The 21,986-nt window shown below is 58.7% G+C and carries 17 protein-coding genes; 9 read left to right on the top strand and 8 right to left on the bottom strand.

Annotated features, from left to right (window positions below; translation table 11 throughout):
* Positions 1-58: 58 nt before the first annotated feature.
* From GSVR_RS09340 to GSVR_RS09325, 4 genes are all read right to left on the bottom strand, one after another.
* Positions 59-583, bottom strand: a complete 525-nt coding sequence (locus tag GSVR_RS09340; protein ID WP_173196560.1) for a hypothetical protein — start codon at positions 581-583, stop codon at positions 59-61.
* A gap of 184 nt (positions 584-767) precedes the next feature.
* Positions 768-1,016: a hypothetical protein gene (locus GSVR_RS09335; RefSeq protein ID WP_173196562.1), complete on the bottom strand. Its 249-nt coding sequence runs from the start codon at positions 1,014-1,016 to the stop codon at positions 768-770.
* Positions 1,017-1,198: 182 nt separating this feature from the next.
* Positions 1,199-1,513 carry a hypothetical protein gene (locus tag GSVR_RS09330; RefSeq protein ID WP_173196564.1) on the bottom strand — a complete coding sequence of 105 codons (315 nt, stop codon included), beginning with the start codon at positions 1,511-1,513 and terminating at the stop codon, positions 1,199-1,201.
* A gap of 270 nt (positions 1,514-1,783) precedes the next feature.
* Complete coding sequence (locus tag GSVR_RS09325; RefSeq protein ID WP_173196566.1) at positions 1,784-2,452, bottom strand: DUF922 domain-containing protein; 669 nt, start codon at positions 2,450-2,452, stop codon at positions 1,784-1,786.
* 449 nt (positions 2,453-2,901) lie between these two features.
* Here GSVR_RS09325 and GSVR_RS09320 point away from each other — a divergent pair, with 449 nt between their 5' ends.
* A complete protein-coding gene (locus tag GSVR_RS09320) occupies positions 2,902-3,342 on the top strand; it encodes a DUF2383 domain-containing protein (protein WP_173196568.1) in 441 nt (146 codons plus the stop codon).
* Between the two features lie 23 nt (positions 3,343-3,365).
* Positions 3,366-3,527: a DUF1328 domain-containing protein gene (locus GSVR_RS09315; protein ID WP_173196570.1), complete on the top strand. Its 162-nt coding sequence runs from the start codon at positions 3,366-3,368 to the stop codon at positions 3,525-3,527.
* A 135-nt stretch (positions 3,528-3,662) separates the two neighbouring features.
* Here GSVR_RS09315 and GSVR_RS09310 read toward each other — a convergent pair whose 3' ends face one another.
* Complete coding sequence (locus tag GSVR_RS09310; protein ID WP_173196571.1) at positions 3,663-4,037, bottom strand: rhodanese-like domain-containing protein; 375 nt, start codon at positions 4,035-4,037, stop codon at positions 3,663-3,665.
* A gap of 28 nt (positions 4,038-4,065) precedes the next feature.
* Positions 4,066-4,491 (bottom strand): four-helix bundle copper-binding protein, encoded by a 426-nt coding sequence (locus GSVR_RS09305; RefSeq protein WP_173196573.1) that lies wholly within the window; start codon positions 4,489-4,491, stop codon positions 4,066-4,068.
* A 199-nt stretch (positions 4,492-4,690) separates the two neighbouring features.
* On the opposite strand from GSVR_RS09305, the gene GSVR_RS09300 reads away from it, so the two are divergent.
* Together GSVR_RS09300 and ligD are read left to right on the top strand one after the other, a co-directional pair.
* A complete protein-coding gene (locus GSVR_RS09300) occupies positions 4,691-5,467 on the top strand; it encodes a Ku protein (protein ID WP_173196575.1) in 777 nt (258 codons plus the stop codon).
* 50 nt (positions 5,468-5,517) lie between these two features.
* On the top strand, positions 5,518-8,034 hold the full coding sequence (gene ligD / locus GSVR_RS09295; RefSeq protein ID WP_173196577.1) for a DNA ligase D: 2,517 nt from the start codon (positions 5,518-5,520) through the stop codon (positions 8,032-8,034).
* Between the two features lie 232 nt (positions 8,035-8,266).
* Here the strand turns inward: ligD and GSVR_RS09290 are convergent, their stop codons facing one another.
* Entirely contained in the window at positions 8,267-9,856 is a 1,590-nt protein-coding gene (locus tag GSVR_RS09290) for a methyl-accepting chemotaxis protein (RefSeq protein ID WP_173196579.1), read from the bottom strand.
* Positions 9,857-10,117: 261 nt separating this feature from the next.
* Positions 10,118-11,611, bottom strand: a complete 1,494-nt coding sequence (locus GSVR_RS09285; protein WP_173196581.1) for a response regulator — start codon at positions 11,609-11,611, stop codon at positions 10,118-10,120.
* Between the two features lie 605 nt (positions 11,612-12,216).
* Between GSVR_RS09285 and GSVR_RS09280 the strand changes: the two genes are divergently transcribed.
* From GSVR_RS09280 to GSVR_RS09260, 5 genes are all read left to right on the top strand, one after another.
* Positions 12,217-12,855, top strand: a complete 639-nt coding sequence (locus GSVR_RS09280) for a response regulator transcription factor (RefSeq protein ID WP_239077501.1) — start codon at positions 12,217-12,219, stop codon at positions 12,853-12,855.
* A 65-nt stretch (positions 12,856-12,920) separates the two neighbouring features.
* Positions 12,921-14,798, top strand: coding sequence for a malto-oligosyltrehalose trehalohydrolase (treZ, locus tag GSVR_RS09275; protein ID WP_173196583.1), 1,878 nt, complete (start codon positions 12,921-12,923; stop codon positions 14,796-14,798).
* Entirely contained in the window at positions 14,795-17,266 is a 2,472-nt protein-coding gene (locus tag GSVR_RS09270) for a DUF3536 domain-containing protein (RefSeq protein WP_173196585.1), read from the top strand. The genes treZ and GSVR_RS09270 overlap by 4 nt, the downstream gene beginning before the upstream one ends.
* 10 nt (positions 17,267-17,276) lie before the next feature.
* Positions 17,277-20,318: a malto-oligosyltrehalose synthase gene (locus GSVR_RS09265; protein WP_173196587.1), complete on the top strand. Its 3,042-nt coding sequence runs from the start codon at positions 17,277-17,279 to the stop codon at positions 20,316-20,318.
* On the top strand, positions 20,315-21,949 hold the full coding sequence (locus GSVR_RS09260; RefSeq protein WP_173196589.1) for a DUF748 domain-containing protein: 1,635 nt from the start codon (positions 20,315-20,317) through the stop codon (positions 21,947-21,949). The genes GSVR_RS09265 and GSVR_RS09260 overlap by 4 nt, the downstream gene beginning before the upstream one ends.
* Positions 21,950-21,986: the final 37 nt, after the last annotated feature.

The raw sequence follows: 21,986 nt of genomic DNA, 5'->3' as shown, positions 1-21,986 counted from the left end.
CGGAATTGGAACAAAAAAAGCCCCCCGGACATTCGATCCGGAGGGCCTTTTGAACGCACTATCTCATATTGCCGCCGGGCGAGGTGGCTCCCGAACCGGTGCTGCTGCCGCCGGTCCCCCCCATGCCTCCCAGGCCGCTTTTTGTTCCGCCGCTACCGGTTTCTGTGCCGGTCGAACCACCTGTGCCACCGCCGGTGCCTGTCGTACCGGTGTCCGTGCCGGTCGAACCGCCTGTACCACCACCAGTACCGTATGTACCGGTATCTGTGCCGGTTGAACCGCCTGTGCCACCGCCAGTACCGTATGTACCGGTGTCTGTGCCGGTTGAACCGCCTGTGCCACCACCAGTACCGTATGTACCGGTGTCTGTGCCGGTTGAACCACCTGTGGCGCCGCCTCCGGTATCCGTGCTCCCACCGGTTGCACCACCTGTACTCGTGCTGCTATCACTGCCGGAGCCCATGCTGCTACCGCCGGCGGCGCCGCCGCTCGCTCCGCTGCTACCGTAACCGCCGCCCAAGGCAAGGCCTGACAGCGATATCAGCGCCGCCGCTGTGAATAGTAGTCTTTTAACACTGGTCATGACCTTTTCCTCCCCTATGTTTTTCTCTTCTACTCTTATACTGTACCAGAGCAATGCCATTCCAGGGATAGGCGGATGTCCTATTTTCGACTCGGCAGTCTGTAACCGCCTTCCCGACAACCTTATCCCGGAAGGGCCGCCTTGCCGGTGAGTGTCCCGGCCGGACCAATTGTGGCATACCAGGCTACCTGCCGCCACCCATTCCGCCACCGCCGCCACCGGGACTGCTGGCCGGGCTGCTGCCCGGGGCGCTGCCGTTCATGCTGCCGTTCATGCTGCCGCCGGTGCTGCCGCCGCGTTCGCTGCCGGTACTGCCGCCCGTGCCGCCGCCGGTCCCGCCACCTTTCTTGTTGTCGCACCCGCTGCTCAATGCCATAACGGCGACTGCAGCCAGTGCAGCCGCTGTACAGATCGCTTTCCTGATTAGTGTCATCGCTGTTCCTCCTTATGTCGAGCGTTTCAACAGACCCGCCGAACTTCAATGGGAATGAACGGAGGGACTCATCCAGCATCCGGCACTCCCATTGCGGTTATAAGCGGCCCATTGAACGACTAAGGGCAACAGACCGTGGTTCTACAGGCCTGTTGCCCTTGCGCAATTCCGAGACGGAAGCCCTAGTACTTCATTCCACCTTTCGGACCCGGATGCGTGGAGCTGGAATAGCGTCCCATGGTTCCACCGGTGGCGCCGCCGGTATCGCTTGTAGAACCGCCCGTAGCGCCGCCCATTGAGCCGCTGGTTCCGGTGTCGGTCGAACCGCCGGTTCCACCACCCTTACCGGCTTTCTCGCTGGAAGTGCCGGTGTCCTGATAGCTTGATGCGAGCGTTCCACCGGTGTTGGCAGTGCTCTGGCTCGATGCGCTGTAAGCCAACCCCGACAACGCCGCCATCGCTATGGCAGTCAGTACAAGCCTCCTTGCATTCCTCATAGGTGCTCCTCCTTTTCGGTGTCCAGCGTAGAGTGGTACTACTGATTCCTTTTGTAGCATATGAGGTTGGCGCACATAGTGAGGCTCTGTCTGAAAATAGCTTAAGAATTCTCTTATAGGGAAAACCGGCAGATCCCTGAATCGGCCGGGATGGGCCCGGCTCCCGCAATACCCGCCCCAGACGAAAGAGGTGTTGCGGAAACGCAATCGCAAAAAAGCCCCCTCCCGGCAGGAGGGGGCTTCACAGGATCGACGGGGTATCGCAGGAACTCAGTCAGGCAGTATGGCCCCCTGCTTTTCGCCGTGGTGAGTATCCGCGTCATAGGAGACCTGAAGCTCCTTCATCTTTTTCAATTCGGCTTTGACGACACGCTCGGCTTCCGAACGCAATTCGCCTTTGCTGCCGAAGCTTCCCAGCGATGCAAGCAACTCGTTGATGTGGGCAGCCGATTTGACCGCCAGATCCCGGTGTCCCATCTCGTGTACATTGAGATGTTCCATGTAGTCGCTCCACTGTCCTGACAGTTCCTTGGAAACGGCAACCGAATCGAGCCGGCGGGGGAGATGGAACACGATATCGATATCGGTTGTCACCGACGCGAGAGAATATCTGCCATTCTCGCTGGCAATATCGTAATCATAGCTGATGTCCCAGGTAGTCAGGGCTGCATAGACCTTTCCGTCATTCCATTTCGTTCCGTTCTGACGCATCTGTCGCCGCAGATCCGCCGCACTTTCACCCTGGATGTCGTAGTATTTGTAGTTTTCCTTGACCCTCAGTTTCTTCTCCACCGCAGGATGGGTGGAACGGTACAGGTCCTGGTCGTCGACATATTTGGCGACCGTCATGGCAGCCGGGGTATCTGCCGCGCGGGCCGGCAGCGGCGCAGCACAGAAAAGCATTAACAGTGCGACAAGGGCAGTACAACGTGCAAACATGTATTTCCTCCCTCTCGTTCAAAAGTGAATCCGATCATACGGCAGAACCCCGTCGCCATAAGTGAGCCGGATCACACAAAAAAACATTCGCAGGGTGGCCATGTTGCCACGTGCTCGGGATGCACTGTTCCGTACACGATCCGATCCCGGGATCGGCGCTCCGATGGTTGTTTCAGACAAACCCCGAACGTCTCGGGACAGCGAATCTGGTATATTTGTCGTGAGATGTTGACGTGTTATGCTATGGCGGGGGCCGGCCGATGCATCGAAGGCCGGAGACGCTGGAAGACCCGTTCCGGTCAGAGCTGGATATTTCGGTGAGAAGCGGCGCCGGTCGATACGGCGCGGAAGGAGAAACCGGGCGGAGCATCGCTGCCGGCGGCAGGCGGTCTTCGCCGGAATAACATGCCTGTCACTCTCAACTCGATGCCTGAAAGGGAGGTATGACCATGACGAGGGAAGAATTGCTCGACAAGTTGAACGAACTGATTCACCTGGATATCGACGCCATTCACGCTTACGACCAGGCCATAAAGAACGTGAGAGAACAGTTGATAAAGGACAAACTGATCCTGTTCAAGAGCGATCATGGCAGGCATGTGGCAGAACTTTCCGCAAAGGTACGTGAGTTGGGAGGGGTGCCGCCGGAGTTGACTTCGGATTTCAAGGGGTATTTCATAACCGGGTTTACCGCCCTGCGCAGCCTGACCGGAACAAAGGGGGCGCTGGGCGCGATGGAAACCAATGAAAAGCTGACGACATCAAAGTATGAAGAGGCGGAAAAGTGGGATTGTCCGGCGGATATTGCCATGCTGCTTCAGGCGAATCTGGTGGACGAACGGCGCCATCTTGCCTTTGTACGCGAAAAGCTGAAACTGTTCAGGGTTTGAAGATGGCAGAAAAGGAGGTTCCTATGCTTCGGTGGGCTGCGGTTTTCTTCGTTATCGCTCTTGTCGCGGCATTCTTCGGCTTTATCGGTATTGCCGGTGCAGCGATTGATATAGCGAAGGTTCTCTTTTATATCTTCCTGGTGCTTTTCCTGATCTCGCTGATCTACGGCATGGTCAGGCGGTGAAAACAGGGACCGGGGATCTGAAAGCAGGGACCGGAGACCAGGGACCGGTGGGGTTCATCAGGATGGAACCCGATATGGTGAATACCGCCGATCCCTGATCCCTGATCCCCGATCCCTGATCCCCGATCCCCGATTTCAGCTCAAAAACATGATCTTCCTCGTCTCACTCCCTACCCCAAACTCCTCCACCGGAAGCCCCGCCTCCAGATAGGCACCGAAACCGCCTATCAGCACATAGGCGTTGTTCCATCCCCGCTGTCGCAGGAGTTCCACTGCCCATTCACTCGGCTCATCGCCGGGGCTCGAGGAATAGACGACAAGTACGCGGTCATGGGGAATTTCGTCGATATGCCGCTCCACTTCGTCGTCCGGCACCCGCAGTGCACCCCGCACCTTGATGACGCTCCAGTCACGCTCGCGGTGCTGCCGGACGTTCAGGAAGAACAGGGGGGCATCCCCTTTCATCAGCTCCCTGACCTCATCGATAGTGATCTTTTTCTCTGATTTCATATGGACTCTCCCTGGCAAGGCCGGTCCTTCAGCGACTGTCCTGGGCCACGGTGGCGGGAAAAAACCTGAGCAGACGCGCGCAGGCCTCCTCGCACCTGGCGCATACCTCGGCACAGATCCGGCAGTGTTCGTGCATGGCCGCATGCCTGGCGCACTCTTCCCTGCAGCTCCGGCAGGCCATTGCAAAGGTCTGGACCTGACTCTGGATCAGCTTGATGTCAGGAGCTCCCTGGCGCATGACGATGCGCTGTGTCACCAGGCTGATATCGGCGCAGTCCAGGTTGATGCTGATGCAACGCACAAGCTGATCCCGCGTCTTTTCCGCCAGACAGGCATCGGCGCAGGATACGCAGGTCTGGCCGCATTCCGCTGCGATTCTCAGAAAGATGCGCATGTCGTCCAACTCGAATTGCGGCATTACCGGGTGTGACCTGATCATTTCCATGATGTGCATATGGCTACCCTCATACATCCGCACCTTCGATTTTCCGTGCAAATTCGTGCTTCTTGGTCAAATTCTATCATTGCCCGCCATGATGGCAAGGCAGGCGACCGGGGAGAATATTTGTGGATTGTATGCTAAACTTTCCATGAATACCGGATATTTACGAACGCACCGGGCATCAGGACGGTGCTGCTTCAGGGGGTGGAACATGAAGGCAATGTGGTCAGGTTCGATCAGCTTCGGTCTCGTCAATATCCCGGTGAAGCTGTTCAGCGGCTCGGAAAGCAACAAGCTCGACCTCGACATGCTCCGCAAGAACGACCTGTGCGCGATCAAATATCTCAGGGTGTGCAAGGATGACAACAAGGAGGTGCCCTACGGGGAGATCGTCAAGGGGTACGAGTATACCGATGGCGAGTATGTGGTGCTGACCGATCAGGACTTCGAAAGTGCCCAGGCCGAGAAAAGTCATCTGATCGAGATCCTCAACTTCATCGACGAGAACGAGATCGACTCCCGGTACTTTGAAAAGCCCTATTATCTCGAACCGGACAAGTCCGGATCAAAGGCCTATGTACTGCTGCGCGAGGCCTTGAAGCGATCGGGCAAGGTCGGCCTCGCCAATTACGTGCTCAGAAACCGGGGCAACATCGGCATTGTCAAACCCTTTGACAAGATCCTGGTCCTGAATGCCATCAGGTATCAGGAGGAGGTGCGGAGCTTCGAGGAGTTGAAGGTACCCGGCACCGAAAAAATCAGTGATCAGGAGATCGATCTGGCCCTCAAGCTGATCGACCAGTTGTCGGTTGCATTCGACCCTTCCCGATACCGGGACACCTATACCGATGCACTCAAGCACCTGATCGAGGAAAAGACCCGCGGCATCGCTGTCCAGCCCGCAGCACCGAAACCGCAGCCCGCCAAAGTAGTGGACATCATGGCCCTGCTCAAGCAGAGCCTGAAGGAGCATCGCAAGGCGGCCTGAGCGGCATCATCCCACTCCCCGGACAAGGCGGTCTCCACTCAGGTGATCGGATGAGCTTGAAGGATTACCGAAAAAAGCGCGATTTTACCCGGAGCCCCGAGCCTTGCGGATCGGAAAGCGGCGAGCGCAAAACCCTTCAATTCGTGGTGCAATTGCATGCCGCATCCCGTCTTCATTACGATTTCCGGCTGGAGCTGGACGGGGTCCTGAAGAGCTGGGCCGTGCCGAAGGGCCCCTCTCTCGATCCCTCGGTGAAACGGCTGGCGCTCCAGGTGGAGGACCATCCTTACGATTACCGCGATTTCGAGGGGATCATCCCGGCCGGCAATTACGGTGCCGGAAAGGTGATCGTCTGGGACAGCGGCAGCTATCATGCTCCGGGTGTCAGTGATCCGGGAGAAGGCCAGGAACTGCTGCGAAAGGGGCTGCTCAAGGGTGACCTGAAGTTCGTCCTGGATGGGAGCAAGCTGCGCGGAGAATTCGCCCTGGTGAAAACCGGCTCCCGGTCCGGCGATAATGCCTGGTTGTTGATCAAAAAAAAAGACGGCTTTGCAGCCACCGAAGACATCCCCCTCGACAACCGCTCCGTCATGAGCGGGCTGACCGTCGACCAGATCGGAAGCCTGGCCTCCGGATCCGGGGATAGATCGAAGCCCTCCGCCCCCCTCCCCTCTTCCCCCCCTTCCGATCCGATGCCCCATGACATTGCGCCGATGCTGGCCGCATCCGTCAAGGAACCCTTCGATGACCCGGACTGGATCTTCGAAATCAAGCACGACGGTTATCGTGCAATTGCGGAGATTGAGCGGGGGAGTGTCAGGCTCTACTCCCGCAACCGCCTGCCTTTCAACCGGAAGTTCCCGCGGACAGCTGAAGTGCTGTCCGCAATCGGGACGACAGCCGTACTCGACGGGGAGTTGGTCGTCCTGGATGAGCAGGGGCGATCGCAGTTTCAGCTACTGCAGAATTATGCCAGCACCGGCAGCGGATCGATCGTTTACTTCGTGTTCGACCTTTTGTACTGGAATGGCGAGGATCTGCGCGCCCGGCCGCTGGTCTCGCGCAAGACGCTTCTGCACGGCCTGCTGCCGGAGCAGGAGGAAATCAGGTACAGCGATCATGTGGTCGAGCAGGGCACGGCCTTCTTCGAACTGGCCCGCAGGAACCGGCTGGAGGGGATAATCGCCAAGCGCGGCAGCAGCAGGTATACCGCCGGCAGACGAAGTACCGATTGGCTGAAGATCAGGATTCAACAACGCCAGGAGGCGATCATCTGCGGGTATACGAAACCCCGGGGCAGCAGGAAGTATTTCGGCTCGCTGGCGCTGGGAGCCTGGGAGAACAAACGGCTGGTCTTCATAGGATTCAGCGGCGGTGGTTTCGACGAGAGCAGCCAGAAAGAGATCTTCCAGCGCCTGCAGTCCCTTGTCAGAAGCTCCTCCCCCTTTGCGGAAAAAGTGCTGTCCGACATGCCGGTCACCTGGGTGGAACCGCTCCTGGTTTGCGAGGTGTCGTTCACCGAATGGACCGGGGAGCGGTTCATGCGCCACCCCGTCTTCCTGGGACTGCGGGAGGACAAGGAGGCGCACACGGTGGTGCGGGAGACCGGGGTGCTGGAAGTACGGGATGTGCTCGGGGAAAGAGGTTCCGCAGGAGAGCGGCAGGATCACGGTGAGGAGGAGCGGAAGATACGGTTCACCAATCTGAAAAAGGTATTCTGGCCCGAGGAAGGAATTACCAAGGGGGATGTGATCGAGTACTACCGCACGATCTCCCCTTATATCCTGCCCTACCTGAAGGATCGTCCCCAATCGTTGTACCGCACTCCGGACGGCCTCCGGGGAGAGTCGTTCTATCACAAGGATGTCGGCGAACTGGCCCCGGAGTGGGCCGCTACGGTTCCGGTCTTTTCGGAGTCCAATGACAAGGATATCACCTACCTGATGTGCCAGGACCGGAGCACCCTGCTGTTCATGGCCAATCTCGGCTGCATCGAAATCAATCCCTGGCTCTCGCGCGCAGGCAGTCTGGACTCACCCGATTATTGCGTGATCGATCTCGATCCGGAAGAGATCGCCTTCGACAAAGTGGTCGAAACTGCACTGGCGGTGCGCCGGGTTACCGAAAAGGCCGGGGCCCAGGCCTTTCCCAAGACGTCGGGGGCTACCGGCATGCACATCTACATTCCGCTGAAGAGGGGATACAGCTACGATATTTCGGTAAATTTCGCCCGGCTGATAGCGGTTATCGCCAACAGCATGCTTCCCGATTTTACCAGCGTGGTGCGCTCTCCCGGGAAGCGCCGCGGCAAGGTCTATCTCGATTTCCTGCAGAACCGGGCAGGCCAGACCCTGGCCGCGCCGTACAGCCTGCGTCCCCGACCCGGCGCACCGGTTTCAACCCCCTTGAGCTGGGACGAGGTCACCCCCGGGCTCGATCCGCGCGCCTTCACCATTCGGACCATCCATGCCCGGCTGGAAAAACGGGGTGATCTGTTCAGGGGTGTGCTGGGGCCGGGGGTCGATATCGAGGAATGCATCGCAAGACTGGAAAGGGAGAGGCCGTAACCCGGGGAGCAACAATCAGGCACGGCAGCGGCAATGGCTGCGGCGAAACGAACGCCCTTCCGTCATGAGCCGGACAGGGCGTGGGATGCAGAATTGTCGGTGGAAACTACAAATACGGTCACGACCGATCGTGATCAGGCGTCACAACCCGTGACGGGTGGCGCCATTGCGTTATATAAGGAGGCGCATCCCCGCTGTTGCGCGGGCATCGATGCGCCTCCCTGCTCTGATATCACTCCAGCCTGAACCCGGTGGTCGACTCCTTCAGCTCCCGGGCCGTTACCGTAAGCTCGGAGATCTCCTTCAGGACATCCTTTTCCACCTCTTTGTTGGTCCTGGCCACATCGGCAACGATCTGCACATTGTTGTTGATCTCATGGATCGTGGCGGTCTGCTCTTCGGCAGCAGTGGCAATCTGGCTGATCTGGGTGGTCACGCTGCTGATCTGCTCCAGGATCTTGCCCAGCGCCTCACCCGACCGGGCCGCCTCCCGGGTGCCCCGCTCGACCTCCTGGACCCCCTCCTCCATTGACAGGACCGCATCCCTGGTTTCCGCCTGGATCGTCTTGATCATAGCCCCGATTTCCCTGGTCGCCCTGGTCGTGCGCTCCGCCAGGGCGCGCACCTCATCGGCCACCACGGCGAAACCGCGGCCCTGTTCGCCGGCCCTGGCCGCCTCGATGGCTGCATTGAGGGCCAGAAGATTGGTCTGGTCGGCAATGTCTTCGATGGTGCCGACAATCGCGCCGATCTGGTCGGACCGGGATCCGAGGCTCTCCACGGTATGCGCCGTTGCGGTCACGCGTTCCGCGATCCTGCTCATCACCTGGATGGTGTTCTCCACCACGGTGGCGCCTTCATGGGCCATGCAATCCGCCTGCCGGGCGCTCTCTTCGGCCAGATGGCAATTGTTGGCGATTTCTCCGGCCGTTGCGGACATCTCTTCGTTGGCAGTGGCGATCTGCATGATCTGGCTGGCCTCGCGCTCCAGCCCCTCGGACATCCGGTTCGATTCAAGGCGCAGATTGTCGACCACCGCGACGATCTTGTTCGAGGAGCCGATGATCTTGCCGATCAGGACCTTCAGGGCCTGGACCATGTCGTTCATGCTCGCGCTCAGCACACCGATCTCATCCGCGCTGCGGTGATCGAAGCCAATCCCCAGGTTGCCGTTCTTCACCTCGGAAACTTTTCCGGTCAGGGCTTCCAGGGGGCTGAAGACATACCGCGCCAGGATGTAGATGGCTGCCGTCAGCAGGAGGGTTCCGACGATACCCAGAATACCGAACAGGTACTGATAGTTCCTGATCCGGGAAAGGGAATTCGTCAGCGGGATGCGGATATCCGCTGCCCCCAGCACGGTTCCTTCCTTGACGTTGTGGCATCCCAGGCAGTTCTTGCCCAGGGTGTTGCTGCCGGCGATATAGGGATAGATGCCCCTGATGGTGGTCCCTTCCATGAACACCCGGGCCACCCCTTTTTCGATCACCTCGCGTTCGTAGTCATCCTGGGCATATTCCCGGTCGTCCCCTTTGCCGTGATCGTTGTCCAGGGCATGGGAGCGCACGATCCGCAGGTCCGCAGTGTCCTTCATCAGCGCTACGAAGGAGTTCTTGTTCTCCTTCATGCTGCCGCTGCTCATCATGGTGGTGATGGAGATCAGGACCGTGTCACGCAGCTTGATCAGGGTCGATTTCTCGATTTCGCCGATCACCACCCGTCGCGCCGAATATCCGGTGACAAACACGGTGGCAATGACACCCAGGGTTACGAAAGCAACTACCGGTACAATGATTTTCCAGCGCAAGGCGGTTTTCTTCATGCTGTGTCCCTACCATTTCATTTCAATGTAATGAGCATCGCATGCAGGCAGTTCCAGTTCGGAACGGTTCCAAGCTACCTAAGCGTTCAGCCCTTGTCAAGCGCCAAGCCGGTTCAGCCCGGTATACACGACGTGGTGTGCTGAAAAACATGGGGCAGAGCTGCCGGATACCGGCAATGGGAAAGGATGGCAGGCACTGTTCCTGCCGTGAGGTGCGGGGATGGGAATGGATGTGGGCCCGGTCGGGCCGGAACGGCGATGTTACACGGTGAAATAGAAGGTAGCCCCTTTGCCTGTCTCGCCGTCGGCCCAGATCCTGCCGCCATGGCGCTGTATGATCTTCATGACGGTCGCCAGGCCGATGCCGTAGCCGGCCCCCTCCCCTTGGGTGCGACGAAATACGTCGAACAGTCCGTCACTATTTTTTTCATCGAATCCTGCGCCGTTGTCGCGGATGAAAAAAACCGGCGGTTCCTCTTCCCCCCTGTGGCCGAATTCGATGCGCGCCACGTCCCTTGTGGCGCAGAATTTCCAGGCGTTGTCGATCAGGTTCTCCAGCACGATTCTCATCAATACCGGATCGCAATACGCCGGGGCTGGGCTGGCGATCGCAAGATCCACCTGCCGCAGCGGTTCCTTGGCCTTCAGCTGTGCGGCGACCTCCCGGACAATGCTGCCGAGGTCGATCCACTGCTTGTCGATGGGTTTCCTTGCATCGCTGCTGAACCTGAGAATTGCGCCGATAAGGCCGTTCAGGCGAACGATCTCCTCATTGATCCAAGCCAGGTTTTCCCGGGACTGGGGGTCCAGAACCGCGCTCTGCCGCAACAGCAGCAGATCCACCAGCCCCTTGACGGTAACCAGGGGGGTGCGCAGGTCATGGGCAACGGTGTAGTTGAAGGATTCCAGCTCCCTGTTGGTCGTTTCCAGCTCGGCCGCCTTGTGCGCCAGCTCCGCATTGAGACTCTCTATCTGCTGCCTGTCCCTGATACGAGCCGTGATCTCCTCGCGTACGATGATGAAATTGGTGATGTTCCCCCTTTCGTCGTGGACCGGGGAGACAGAAAGGGATTCCCAGTAAAGGTCACCCCCCTTTCTGACGTTCTCGATCTCGCCCGACCATCTGTTGCCTCCTGTCAGGGTACGGCGGACATCGCCATGCACGCTCCGGGGCAGATGCGGCACCTCTCCGGCGAAGAGCGGGTACCCCACGAGTTCGTCCCGGTCAAAGCCGGTCATGGCGCTGAGTTCCCTGTTGGCGTACTCCACCACCCCGGCGGCATCGGTGATCATGATCCCCAGGGGGCTTTGTTCGATCGCCTGGGAGAGCTTGCGGATAATGGTGTACTGATGCCGGACCTTCCTGCTGATCCTGATCCTGGCAAGGGATGTGTCGACGACACCGAAAAGGCGGTCCAATTCCACCGGTTTGAGGATGTAGTGGTTGATGCCGATCCCGATGGCATCCAGGAGATATTCCGAATCGCTGTAGGCCGTCAGGGCTATTATTTCGGTTTCAGCCTGTAGCTTCCGTACCTCGGCCGCCAACTGAATGCCGTTCTTCACCGGCAGGCTTATGTCCGTGATGACGATCTCCGGCCGGTATCGCCTGAAGAATTCGAGCCCTTTTTCGGCATTCTCTTCCACATGGACTTCGAGTTCCGGATAACGATGCCTGAACGCCTTGGCCAAAAACTCCCGTGATTCCGGCTGGTCCTCCACATAGAGCAGGGAAATGTCGTGGGACTCTTCCATCCCGATACCTCGATTCGTTTCACCACTGACTGTTTCGACAGGACAGTTCCAGACCCTTCATCCGGCAGTTGCCCCCGCACTGACCCGGTGATCCAGAAAATCCAATCCCTGCAGCCTGCTCCTGTTCTCATGGGTACAGTATATGACAGCACCGCTGGGAGCGGCATATCTGCATCGGTCGGATTTTTCCAACAGGCAACGGTATAATTCATCCCTGACATGCCGGGTGTGGCATTTGTACAGGATCGGTTCTCCATTGCAGAATTCATCGATATACAGCGGCATCGGCACCCCCTTGGAATTAACATCCCCTAAATCTTATCCTACAATCATGGTTTGTAAATCCGGACAGAGCCCCGAATACGCCCTTCGCTGGAGGTGGGCGGATATGTAAAGTTTTCTGCCACTATGGCAGCAAATTTTACATAAAACCTGCGGCCGCCCCGCCATCTGGAGCACTTGCCTCCATTTAACGGGCACTTACAAAGCTGGCATATTTCATGTAGCGGGACGACAAGGAAACGACCTCCCCGTAGCGGGCCGATGACAGACATATCAGACTCCTGAGCCGGCAGTTTCACTACGATCAGCGCATGAGGAAAGATATGACCATGCCCAAAAATGTATTGATAGCGGACGACCACGCCATTTTCCGTGAAGGCCTCAAACAGGTGATCGCCACCACGGTGGACATGACCGTAACGGACGAGGCTGCAAATGGGCAGGAGGTGCTCAGCAAGGTCAGGGAGAAAGAATACGACATGCTGATACTGGACATTTCCATGCCCGGCAGAAGCGGCATCGACGTTCTTACCGAGATCCGGAGCATCAAACCGAAACTCCCCGTTCTGGTCCTGAGCATGCATCCCGAAGAGCAGTACGCACTGCGCGCCTACAAGGCGGGGGCGTGCGGGTACCTGACCAAGGGGGGGCCTCTGCAGGAGTTGATCGAGGCACTGCACAAGGTGGCCCTGGGCAAGAAGTATGTCAGCCCCACCCTTGCCGAGACACTCGTTTCGGATCTCAACAACCCATCCCAGGAAGAGCTGTACAAGTGCCTTTCCAACAGGGAATTCCAGGTACTGTGCATGATCGCCTCGGGCAAACCGGTCAGCGTCATTGCCGGCGAACTGTCCCTGAGCGTCAAAACCATCAGCACCTATCGGACCTTCATCCTGCGCAAGCTGAACATGCGCAACAACGCCGAACTCACCCGCTATGCCATAGAGAACAAACTGGTGTAGGCACGGTTGCACCCCGCGCTTCCGGAGATCTGCCGAGGCAGCAGGTGCTTTGTCAAGGTGATTCCATGGCTGCGATCATTTGGCGCCCCGATGTAGGCGCCAATTTCATCGAGGGAGAGGGAACCCGTTTCAGGGTCTGGGCCCCCAAGGCCCGTTCCGTTTCGGTCCGGATCCTTTCCGGAGAAACGGACGCGGCCGACATACCCCTGCAGCAGGAGCAAAGCGGCTACTTCTCCGCAACGATTTCCGGCGTGGAGGCCGGCGACCGCTACCTCTACCTGCCGGACCAAGGGCCGGCACGTCCCGATCCGGCCTCGCGCTTCCAGCCGGAGGGGGTGCACGGGGCATCCCAGGTGATCGATCCGTTGCGGTTCGAGTGGCAAGACCGGGAATGGCGCGGGCGGCCCCTGGAAGAGTATGTCATTTACGAACTCCATATCGGTACCTTCAGCCGCGAAGGCAGTTTCACGGCTGCGATCGACTCGCTGGACCGGCTTAAAGATCTCGGTATAACCGCGATAGAGCTGATGCCGGTGGCACAGTTCCCCGGAGAACGCAACTGGGGCTACGACGGCGTCTATCCCTTTGCCCCCCAGAACAGCTACGGCGGACCGGAGGGGCTGAAGCGGCTGATCGATGCCTGCCATGCTAGGGGCATGGCGGTGATACTCGACGTGGTCTACAACCACCTGGGACCGGAAGGGAACTATCTCGGGGAATTCGGATTCTATTTTACCGAGCGGTACCGCACCCCCTGGGGAGATGCCATCAACTTCGACGGCCCCTGGAGCGACCCGGTCCGCTCGTTCTTCATCCAGAACGCCCTGTACTGGATCAACGAGTTCCATGTGGACGCCCTGCGGCTGGACGCCATTCACGGTATCTACGATTTCGGCGCCTGCCATTTCCTGCAGCAGTTGGCCGGAGAGATGCACCGTCATCGGGAAACGCTGGGAAGGGAGATTCATGTAATAGCCGAGAGCGATCTGAACGATGCACGGGTGATCACTCCACCCGATCACGGCGGCTATGGCCTCGATGCGCAATGGAACGACGATTTCCACCACGCCCTCCATGCCCTGCTGACCGGTGAAAAGCGGGGTTACTACTGCGATTTCGGCGGCCTCGGCCAGCTGGCACGGGCATTGAGGGAAGGTTTCGTCTTCAGCGGCCAGCATTCCGCCTATCGCCTCAGACGCCACGGGAATTCGTCCAGGGAGCGCAGCCCTTCCCAGTTCGTTGTCTTCGCTCAGAACCATGACCAGGTCGGCAACCGCATGCAGGGGGACCGCCTGAGTAGCGTTCTTCCCCCTGCCACATTGATGCTGGCAGCGGGCGTCGTGCTGACCTCCCCCTACATCCCATTGATCTTCATGGGGGAGGAATATGGCGAGACAGCCCCTTTTCAGTACTTTGTCAGTCATTCCGATCCGGCGCTGATCGAGGCGGTCCGTACCGGGCGCCGGGCGGAGTTTTCATCGTTCGGAGAGCAGGGCCAGGCGCCGGACCCGCAGGCGGAGGAGACGTTCCTGTGCTCGAAGATCGACCCTTCGCTGCGGCTGCAGGGAACACACCGCCTGGTGTACCGGTTTTACCGGACGTTGCTGGGGCTGCGTTGCCGGATCCCGGCCTGGCGCGCGTTCGACCGCGGTTCGATCCGGGCGAGCTGCGATGAAGGGAAAAGACTGCTGACGCTCGAGAGACATGCAGGGGAAAGCGCCCTGCTCTGTCTGTACAACTTCAGCGACACACCCCGGGAAACGGATGTCGGATTTGCCCCGGGAACGTGGCGCCTGATCCTCGATTCGTCGGCACCGGAATGGGGGGGGGCCGGCCGCCTTGAAAACAGGGCGTTTTTCGGGGCCGACGGGACCGCAATCACGATTACGATCGATGCATTCAGCCTGATGCTGTATTGCAGAAATTACGAGGAGCAGCCATGAAACCGGAGACCGAGCGTTTTGTCTGCATTCACGGGCACTTCTACCAGCCGCCGCGCGAAAATCCGTGGCTGGAGTCAGTGGAGATCCAGGATTCTGCCGCGCCCTATCACGATTGGAACGAGCGCATCACCGCCGAGTGTTATGCCCCCAATTCCGCCTCGCGCATCCTGGACGGCGACCAGCGCATCGTGGACATCGTCAGCAATTACGCAAAGATCAGCTTCAACCTTGGCCCGACCCTGCTCTCATGGATGGAAGCGGCCTCTCCCCAGGTCTACCAGGCCATCCTGAATGCGGACCAGCAGAGCATCGACATGCACTCCGGGCATGGCGCGGCCATTGCCCAGGTTTACAACCACATCATCTTGCCGCTGGCCAACGCTGCGGACAAGAGAACCCAGATCATCTGGGGCATCCGGGATTTCGAATACCGCTTCAAACGCCGCCCCGAAGGGATGTGGCTGGCGGAAACCGCCGTGGACCTGGAGACACTCGACCTGCTGACAGAGCAGGGCATCGCCTTCACCATCCTCGCCCCCCACCAGGCGGCACGTTTCAGAAAAATCGGCGACGAGGCCTGGAACGAGACCGAGGGTGCCGCCATCGATCCCAGCCGGGCTTACCAGTGCCGGCTCCCTTCCGGCCGGACCATCTCCCTTTTCTTTTACGATGGACCGATCTCCCGGGCAGTCGCCTTTGACAGGCTTCTGGAGAACGGAGACAGCTTTTCGGAGCGGCTGCTGGCGGGGTTCTCCGATGAGCGCGAGTGGCCGCAGCTGCTCCATATCGCCACTGACGGCGAAACGTACGGCCATCATCAGAAATTCGGGGACATGGCATTGGCTGCGGCTTTGAAGAGGATCGAGTCCGGCGGTTTGGCACGGCTTACCAATTACGGTGAATATCTCGAATTGTGCCCTCCCACCCATGAGGCGGAGATCTGGGAAAATTCCTCCTGGAGTTGCGTCCACGGGATCGAGCGTTGGAAGAGCGACTGCGGCTGCAATTCGGGAGGCTATCCCCAATGGAACCAGCAGTGGCGCGCCCCTTTGCGCGCGGCCCTGGACTGGCTGCGGGACCGGCTCGCCACTGAATTCAGCCACAGCGGGGCCCAGCTCCTGAAGGACCCCTGGCTGGCACGGGACGAGTATATCGAGGTTATCCTGAACAGAGGGATCGAGCAGGCCAGGCAGTTCGTATCGCGGCATGCCGCCCGGCCGCTCGATCTGCGGGAAACGAATGCGGCCCTGATGCTGCTGGAAATGCAGCGCCATGCCATGCTGATGTATACCAGTTGCGGCTGGTTTTTCGACGAGCTCTCGGGGCCGGAAACCGTTCAGGTGATTCAATATGCCAGCAGGGCGCTGCAACTGGCAGCGGGCCTCGCCGAGTTCGAACAGGGGCTCGAAAAATCATTCCTGGAAAGGTTGGCACACGCGCACAGCAACATCGCCGCCATCGGCAACGGTGCCGTCATCTACGATCGTTTCGTGCTGCCGGCGCGGGTGGACCTGACCAAGGTCGGCACTCATTACGCCTTCAGTTCGCTGTTCAAGGAATACCATGAATCAAGCAGGATTTTCTGTTACACGGTCGCCACTGACGACTACACCAAGCTTTCGTCGGATGAGGCGACCCTGGCCCTGGGACGCGTGACGATCGGTTCGGACATCACCGGTGAAACCGATTACCTGACCTTCTGCGTGATGCGTCTCGGCAGCCACGATTTCAAGGGCTGCATCTCACGGGGAAGCGACACGGCTGCCTATACCACAATGCGGGATGAAATCCTGTCCGCCTTTGAGCGCGGCCTCTACTCTCATATTATCGGGCTGATGGATACCCACTTCGGGACGCACAACTACTCGCTGGCAAACCTGTTCCGGGACGAGCAGCGCAAGATTCTGAGCGCCATTATCAACAGCACCATCGAGGAATTCGCCGAGATATTCCAGCGGATGTACGAACATAGCCGACCGCTGATCGAGTTCGTACACGAAAGCGGCATGCCGGTACCGAAGCTGTTCATGGCGGCGGCGCAGCCCGCTCTGAACGCCGTGATAAAAAGGGTGCTGATCCAGGAGGATGTCGATTCCGACACGATCGAGAGAACCATCGACCAGATCGGCAAATGGCAGGTACGAATCGAATCACCCGAGTCGGAGTATTTCATGCGACTGCACATGGAGGAGCTCATGCATGCTCTGGAGACGAACCCTTCGGATCTGCACCTGCTGGGACGTATCCGGAAGCTGACGGAGCTGATCAGGGCGCTTCCCAACCAGATCGTACTATGGCAGATCCAGAACGATTATTACCGGCTTTCGAAAACATTCTATCCCGGACAGCTCAGGGCCTGTGCCGCCAGCGAAGAGGCCGCGGCCTGGGTGGAAGCCTTCAGGGCCCTGGGCGAAATGCTGCATTTCAATCTGGCTGCTCTTTTGCCTGAAATCGGCGAACTGAGGTAGAGGGGATAGTATGGAGCGGGATACGCTGCCGCAGGCGAGAATACCGACAGCAACCTACCGGGTTCAATTCAACCGGCAGTTCACCTTTGCATCGGCCCGGCAGATCATTGCCTATCTTCACGAACTCGGCATCAGCGACCTGTACGCCTCATCCTACGTGGCTGCCCATGCCGGCAGTCTCCATGGTTACGACATCGTCAATCAGACGATTCTCAACAGGGAGATCGGCGACGAGGAAACGCACCGGCAGTTGGTGGAAGAGTTGCAGCGCCATGGGATGGGACAGATCCTCGACTTCGTACCCAACCACATGTGTATAGAAAGCAGCGAAAACCTGTGGTGGCAGGATGTACTCGAAAACGGCCCCTGCTCGCCCTATGCACACTTTTTCGACATCGACTGGCATCCGGTCAAAAAGGAGCTCACCAACAAGGTGCTGCTCCCGTTTCTGGCAGACCAGTACGGCAAGATCCTCGAAAAGGGGGAACTCCGCCTGGCATTCGAACAGGGTGCCTTCTGGATAGTGAATTCGCATATGAAAGTTCCGGTCGAACCGGGAAGTTACCGGCAGATCCTGACGTTCCGGCTGAAGGAGCTGCAGCAGTCGTTGGAGGCCGACTTCCCTCCCCTGCTGGAATTGCTGAGCATCATCACCACACTGCATCATCTCCCCCCCACCACGGAGCAGGATCCGGACAAACGTGCAGAGCGCTATCGCGAGAAGGAACTCGTCAAGAAGCACCTCCACGGGCTGTGCGGGTCATGCCCGGAAATAGCCTTTTTCATAGACAGGAACATCCGCATCTTCAATGGCACCAAGGGTGATCCGCGCAGTTTCGACCTGCTGGACAGCCTGCTCCGCGAGCAGGTCTACCGGCTATCCTACTGGAGAGTCGCAACCGAGGAGATCAATTACCGCAGATTTTTCGATATCAACGGGCTGGCGGCCATCAAGATGGAGGATCCGGCTGTTTTCAAGGAAACCCACCCGCTCCTGTTCCGCCTGATCCGCGAAGGAAGTATCACCGGCGTGCGGATCGATCACGTCGATGGCCTCTACGACCCCCTGGCGTACCTGCGCAGCCTGCAGGAGCAGAGTTTCATCCAGGCGCGGCTGGCCGAAACCACCGGCTCTCCGCTGCCGGACGCGCATGAAAGGCATACCGACGAATACCAGGCGATCCTGGAGCGGGATCCCGGCTACAAGCCCTTTTATCTGGTGTGCGAAAAGATACTGATGAAAGGGGAACAGCTCCCCGAGGACTGGCCGGTATTCGGCACCACCGGATACGATTTCCTCAACTACCTCAACGGCATCTTCGTGGACACGGAGAGCGCCCGGGCATTCGATCGCATCTACAGCCGGTTCACCGGCGAGAATGCCGAATTCCCCGAGGTGGTCTACGACAAGAAGAAACTGGTCATGCAGGTGGCACTGGCAGGTGAGATCAACATGCTCGGCGACCAGCTCAACTCGATTTCTGAGCAGCACCGCCTGACCCGGGATTTCACCCAGAACAGCCTGACCCGCGCCATCAGCGAAGTGGCCGCTTTTTTTCCGGTATATCGTTCCTATGTCAATTCATGGACCATCCGGGAAAAGGACCTCCAGTACATCGAAACGGCGGTAGGAAGGGCGAAGCGGAGAAACCAGGCCATCAGCGCCTCCACCTTCGATTTCCTGCGCTCCGTGCTGCTGCTGAAATTTCCGGAATACGCACTGGAAACGGACAAACTGAACTGGCTTTCGTTTGCGATGAAATTTCAGCAGGTCAGCGGCCCGGTCATGGCAAAGGGAATGGAGGATACCGCATTTTACGTGTACAACCGGCTGACCTCCCTGAACGACGTGGGGGGCATGCCGGGACGGTTCGGCCTGCCCCTGGAGGCATTTCACGGGCACAACATGGAAAAGGTCAAATCTTTCCCGCACAGCATGGTCGCCACCGCTACCCACGATACCAAGCGAGGGGAAGACCTGCGTGCCCGGATCAATGCCCTGTCCGAACTGCCGGGCCGCTGGCAGAAGTCGGTAACTGCCTGGAGCCGCCTGAACAAGAAGAAACGCAAGGTGCTCGACAACCAAAGCGTGCCGGATCGCAACGAAGAGTACCTGCTCTATCAAACCCTGGTCGGAGCATGGCCGGCAGTGGAAATGGACCGGCAGGCCTATCAGCTCTTCCTGGCCAGGGTCAGGGAATATATGCTCAAGGCGGTACGGGAGGCCAAGGTCAACACCAGCTGGGTCAGCACCAACACCGCGTATGAGGAGGCGCTGCTTTCCTTTGTGGACGCGATTCTGGAGGACAGTCCCGACAGCACTTTTTTAAAGGATTTTACCCGCTTCAGGAAGCAGATCGCCCACTATGGGCATTTCACTTCACTCTCCCAGGTCCTGCTCAAAATCGTCTCGCCCGGAGTCCCTGATTTCTACCAGGGCAGCGAACTGTGGGATCTCAGCCTGGTGGATCCCGACAACCGCAGGCCGGTGGACTATGACGAACAGCGCCGGATCCTGACCGGACTGAAAAATCGGGAAAGGGAGATCGGCCCGCGGGACCTGATCCGGGAACTGCTGCAATCGTGGCAGGACGGGCGCATAAAACTGTATGTGATCTATCGGTGCCTGAATTATCGCAGGGACAACCGGGAAATGTTCGACCGGGGGGATTATCAGCCCCTGGAGGCCCATGGCGCGCGCGCCAGGCATGTCTGCGCCTTCTCCCGAAACGTGAACGGCAGATCGATAATCGCAGCAGCCCCCCGACTGTTTGCGACGCTGGTCCCCGAAGTGGGAACGCTGCCGCTGGGAGAATCGGTCTGGCTCGATACCGAGCTGGATCTCGGCACAACCGGAGCATGCTATCGCAACGTCATAACCGATGAAACGGTGGAGACCGATGCGGCCGGGCGCCTTCCACTGGCGCGGCTGTTCGCCTGCGCACCGCTGGCGCTGCTTGAGAGAATCAGGGACCGGGGACTGGGGACCGGTAAAATCAAGCGTTCGAGGTTACTCTCACCCTTACAATTCCGGCACCGGAGAGAGACATGACGGAAAATCATGAGCACGAGCCCGGCAGACGCACCTTCCGCACCGGGCCGGCAAAGATTCTGAAATGGGTGGCGGGTATTCTGGGGGGGATGCTGCTGTTCCTGTTCATCGCCTCGTTCTTTCTGGACGAGCCGCTGCGCAGGATCACGGAAAAAAAGCTCAACAGCAGCCTCAAGGATTACACCGTCCGCCTCCCTTCCGTACATCTGCAACTGATCGGCCTGAGCGTTACCGTGAAGGATGCAACCATAATCCAGAAGGCACACCCTGAACCTGCCATCGCATTCCTGCCGGTGCTGAGCGCCAGCGTCCACTGGCGGGAGATCCTGTCCGGCAAACTGGTGGCGGAAATAGCCTTCGACCAGCCGCGCCTGAACATCGACCTGCCGCAGCTGCGCACGGAAGCAGCCAGCAAGACTCCCCTGGGAAAACGCGGCTGGCAGCAGGCAATCCAGGCGGTCTATCCTCTCAAGATCAACCGGATCCGGGTCAGCGACGCGAGCATCACCTATATCGATCAGGATCCCAAACGACCGCTCAGACTGACCCATCTCAATTTTCAGGCCGGCAACATCCGCAATATCCATCTGCCTGACAAGGTCTACCCGTCGGACTTCCACCTGGACACGACCATCTTCGGCACCGGTCACGGCAGCATCGACGGCAGGGCCAATTTCCTGGCAGAGCCCTATCTTGGTCTGAAAGGGAATTTCAAACTCGAGAAAATACCGGTCGATTACTTCAAGCCGATTCTGGCGCGGTCCAATATCAGGATCGAGGGGGGCGCCCTCACGTGCACCGGCAATGCCGAGTATGCCCCCACCATAACCAAGGCCCATATCGAAGCATTGGAAATCCAGGGGCTGAAGGCAGATTACGTCCATTCCGCAGGCACGGCGGCAAAGGAACATCAACGCGCCAAAACCGGCAAGAAAGCGGCCAAGGAGGTAAGCAACAAGCCGGGCATGGTGCTGCGAATCGACCGCCTGCGCCTGTCGGAAAGCACGTTCGGCATGGTGAACGAAGAGGCCAAGGTGCCGTACCGTCTCTTTCTGGAGGAGGCCGAGGTCCGTCTGAACAACCTCTCCAATCATTTTTCCGAAGGCCCTGCCGATGCACAGCTGCGGGGAAAATTCATGGGCAGCGGTGCCACACATGCAACAGCGAAATTCCGGCCCGAGAAAAACGGGCCCGACCTTGATCTGTACCTGAAAATCGACAATACGCGACTGAAGTCGCTGAACAACCTGCTGCGCACGTATGGCAATTTCGACGTAAGCGCGGGAGAATTTTCACTGGTAACCGAGCTGCATGTCAAAAACAACGTCGTCTCAGGCTATATCAAGCCGTTCTTCAGGGATATGAAGGTATACGACAGGCGTCAGGACAAGGAAAAGGGTGCCTTCCGCAAGATGTACGAAATGCTGGTGGGAGGAGTGGCCAAACTGCTCAAGAACAAGCCGCGGGAAGAGGTGGCAACCAAGGCGGAAATCGCCGGGCCGCTGGAAAATCCGAAAACCAGCTCCTGGCAACTGGTCGTGGAGCTGGTCAAAAATGCATTTTTCAAGGCCATTCTTCCCACCTTCGAACGGGAAGTAAGCGGGGCGAAAAGCAAAGGGACCAAAGATTGAGGGCCCGTCCCGAACCGCCCGATACGGGACACGCAGC

This window comes from Geobacter sp. SVR, from assembly GCF_016865365.1.
Lineage (GTDB): Bacteria > Desulfobacterota > Desulfuromonadia > Geobacterales > Pseudopelobacteraceae > Pelotalea.
This window is presented reverse-complemented; position numbering and strand designations above follow the sequence as displayed.

Coding starts and splice junctions, on each gene's coding strand:
- GSVR_RS09315 (WP_173196570.1), top strand. CDS start 3,366: ATGCTTCGGTGGGCTGCGGTTTTCTTCGTTATCGCTCTTGTCGCGGCA.
- GSVR_RS09320 (WP_173196568.1), top strand. CDS start 2,902: ATGACGAGGGAAGAATTGCTCGACAAGTTGAACGAACTGATTCACCTG.
- ligD (WP_173196577.1), top strand. CDS start 5,518: ATGAGCTTGAAGGATTACCGAAAAAAGCGCGATTTTACCCGGAGCCCC.
- treZ (WP_173196583.1), top strand. CDS start 12,921: ATGGCTGCGATCATTTGGCGCCCCGATGTAGGCGCCAATTTCATCGAG.
- GSVR_RS09300 (WP_173196575.1), top strand. CDS start 4,691: ATGAAGGCAATGTGGTCAGGTTCGATCAGCTTCGGTCTCGTCAATATC.
- GSVR_RS09330 (WP_173196564.1), bottom strand. CDS start 1,513: ATGAGGAATGCAAGGAGGCTTGTACTGACTGCCATAGCGATGGCGGCG.
- GSVR_RS09260 (WP_173196589.1), top strand. CDS start 20,315: ATGACGGAAAATCATGAGCACGAGCCCGGCAGACGCACCTTCCGCACC.
- GSVR_RS09310 (WP_173196571.1), bottom strand. CDS start 4,037: ATGAAATCAGAGAAAAAGATCACTATCGATGAGGTCAGGGAGCTGATG.
- GSVR_RS09285 (WP_173196581.1), bottom strand. CDS start 11,611: ATGGAAGAGTCCCACGACATTTCCCTGCTCTATGTGGAGGACCAGCCG.
- GSVR_RS09305 (WP_173196573.1), bottom strand. CDS start 4,491: ATGCACATCATGGAAATGATCAGGTCACACCCGGTAATGCCGCAATTC.
- GSVR_RS09280 (WP_239077501.1), top strand. CDS start 12,217: ATGACCATGCCCAAAAATGTATTGATAGCGGACGACCACGCCATTTTC.
- GSVR_RS09265 (WP_173196587.1), top strand. CDS start 17,277: ATGGAGCGGGATACGCTGCCGCAGGCGAGAATACCGACAGCAACCTAC.
- GSVR_RS09290 (WP_173196579.1), bottom strand. CDS start 9,856: ATGAAGAAAACCGCCTTGCGCTGGAAAATCATTGTACCGGTAGTTGCT.
- GSVR_RS09335 (WP_173196562.1), bottom strand. CDS start 1,016: ATGACACTAATCAGGAAAGCGATCTGTACAGCGGCTGCACTGGCTGCA.
- GSVR_RS09325 (WP_173196566.1), bottom strand. CDS start 2,452: ATGTTTGCACGTTGTACTGCCCTTGTCGCACTGTTAATGCTTTTCTGT.
- GSVR_RS09270 (WP_173196585.1), top strand. CDS start 14,795: ATGAAACCGGAGACCGAGCGTTTTGTCTGCATTCACGGGCACTTCTAC.
- GSVR_RS09340 (WP_173196560.1), bottom strand. CDS start 583: ATGACCAGTGTTAAAAGACTACTATTCACAGCGGCGGCGCTGATATCG.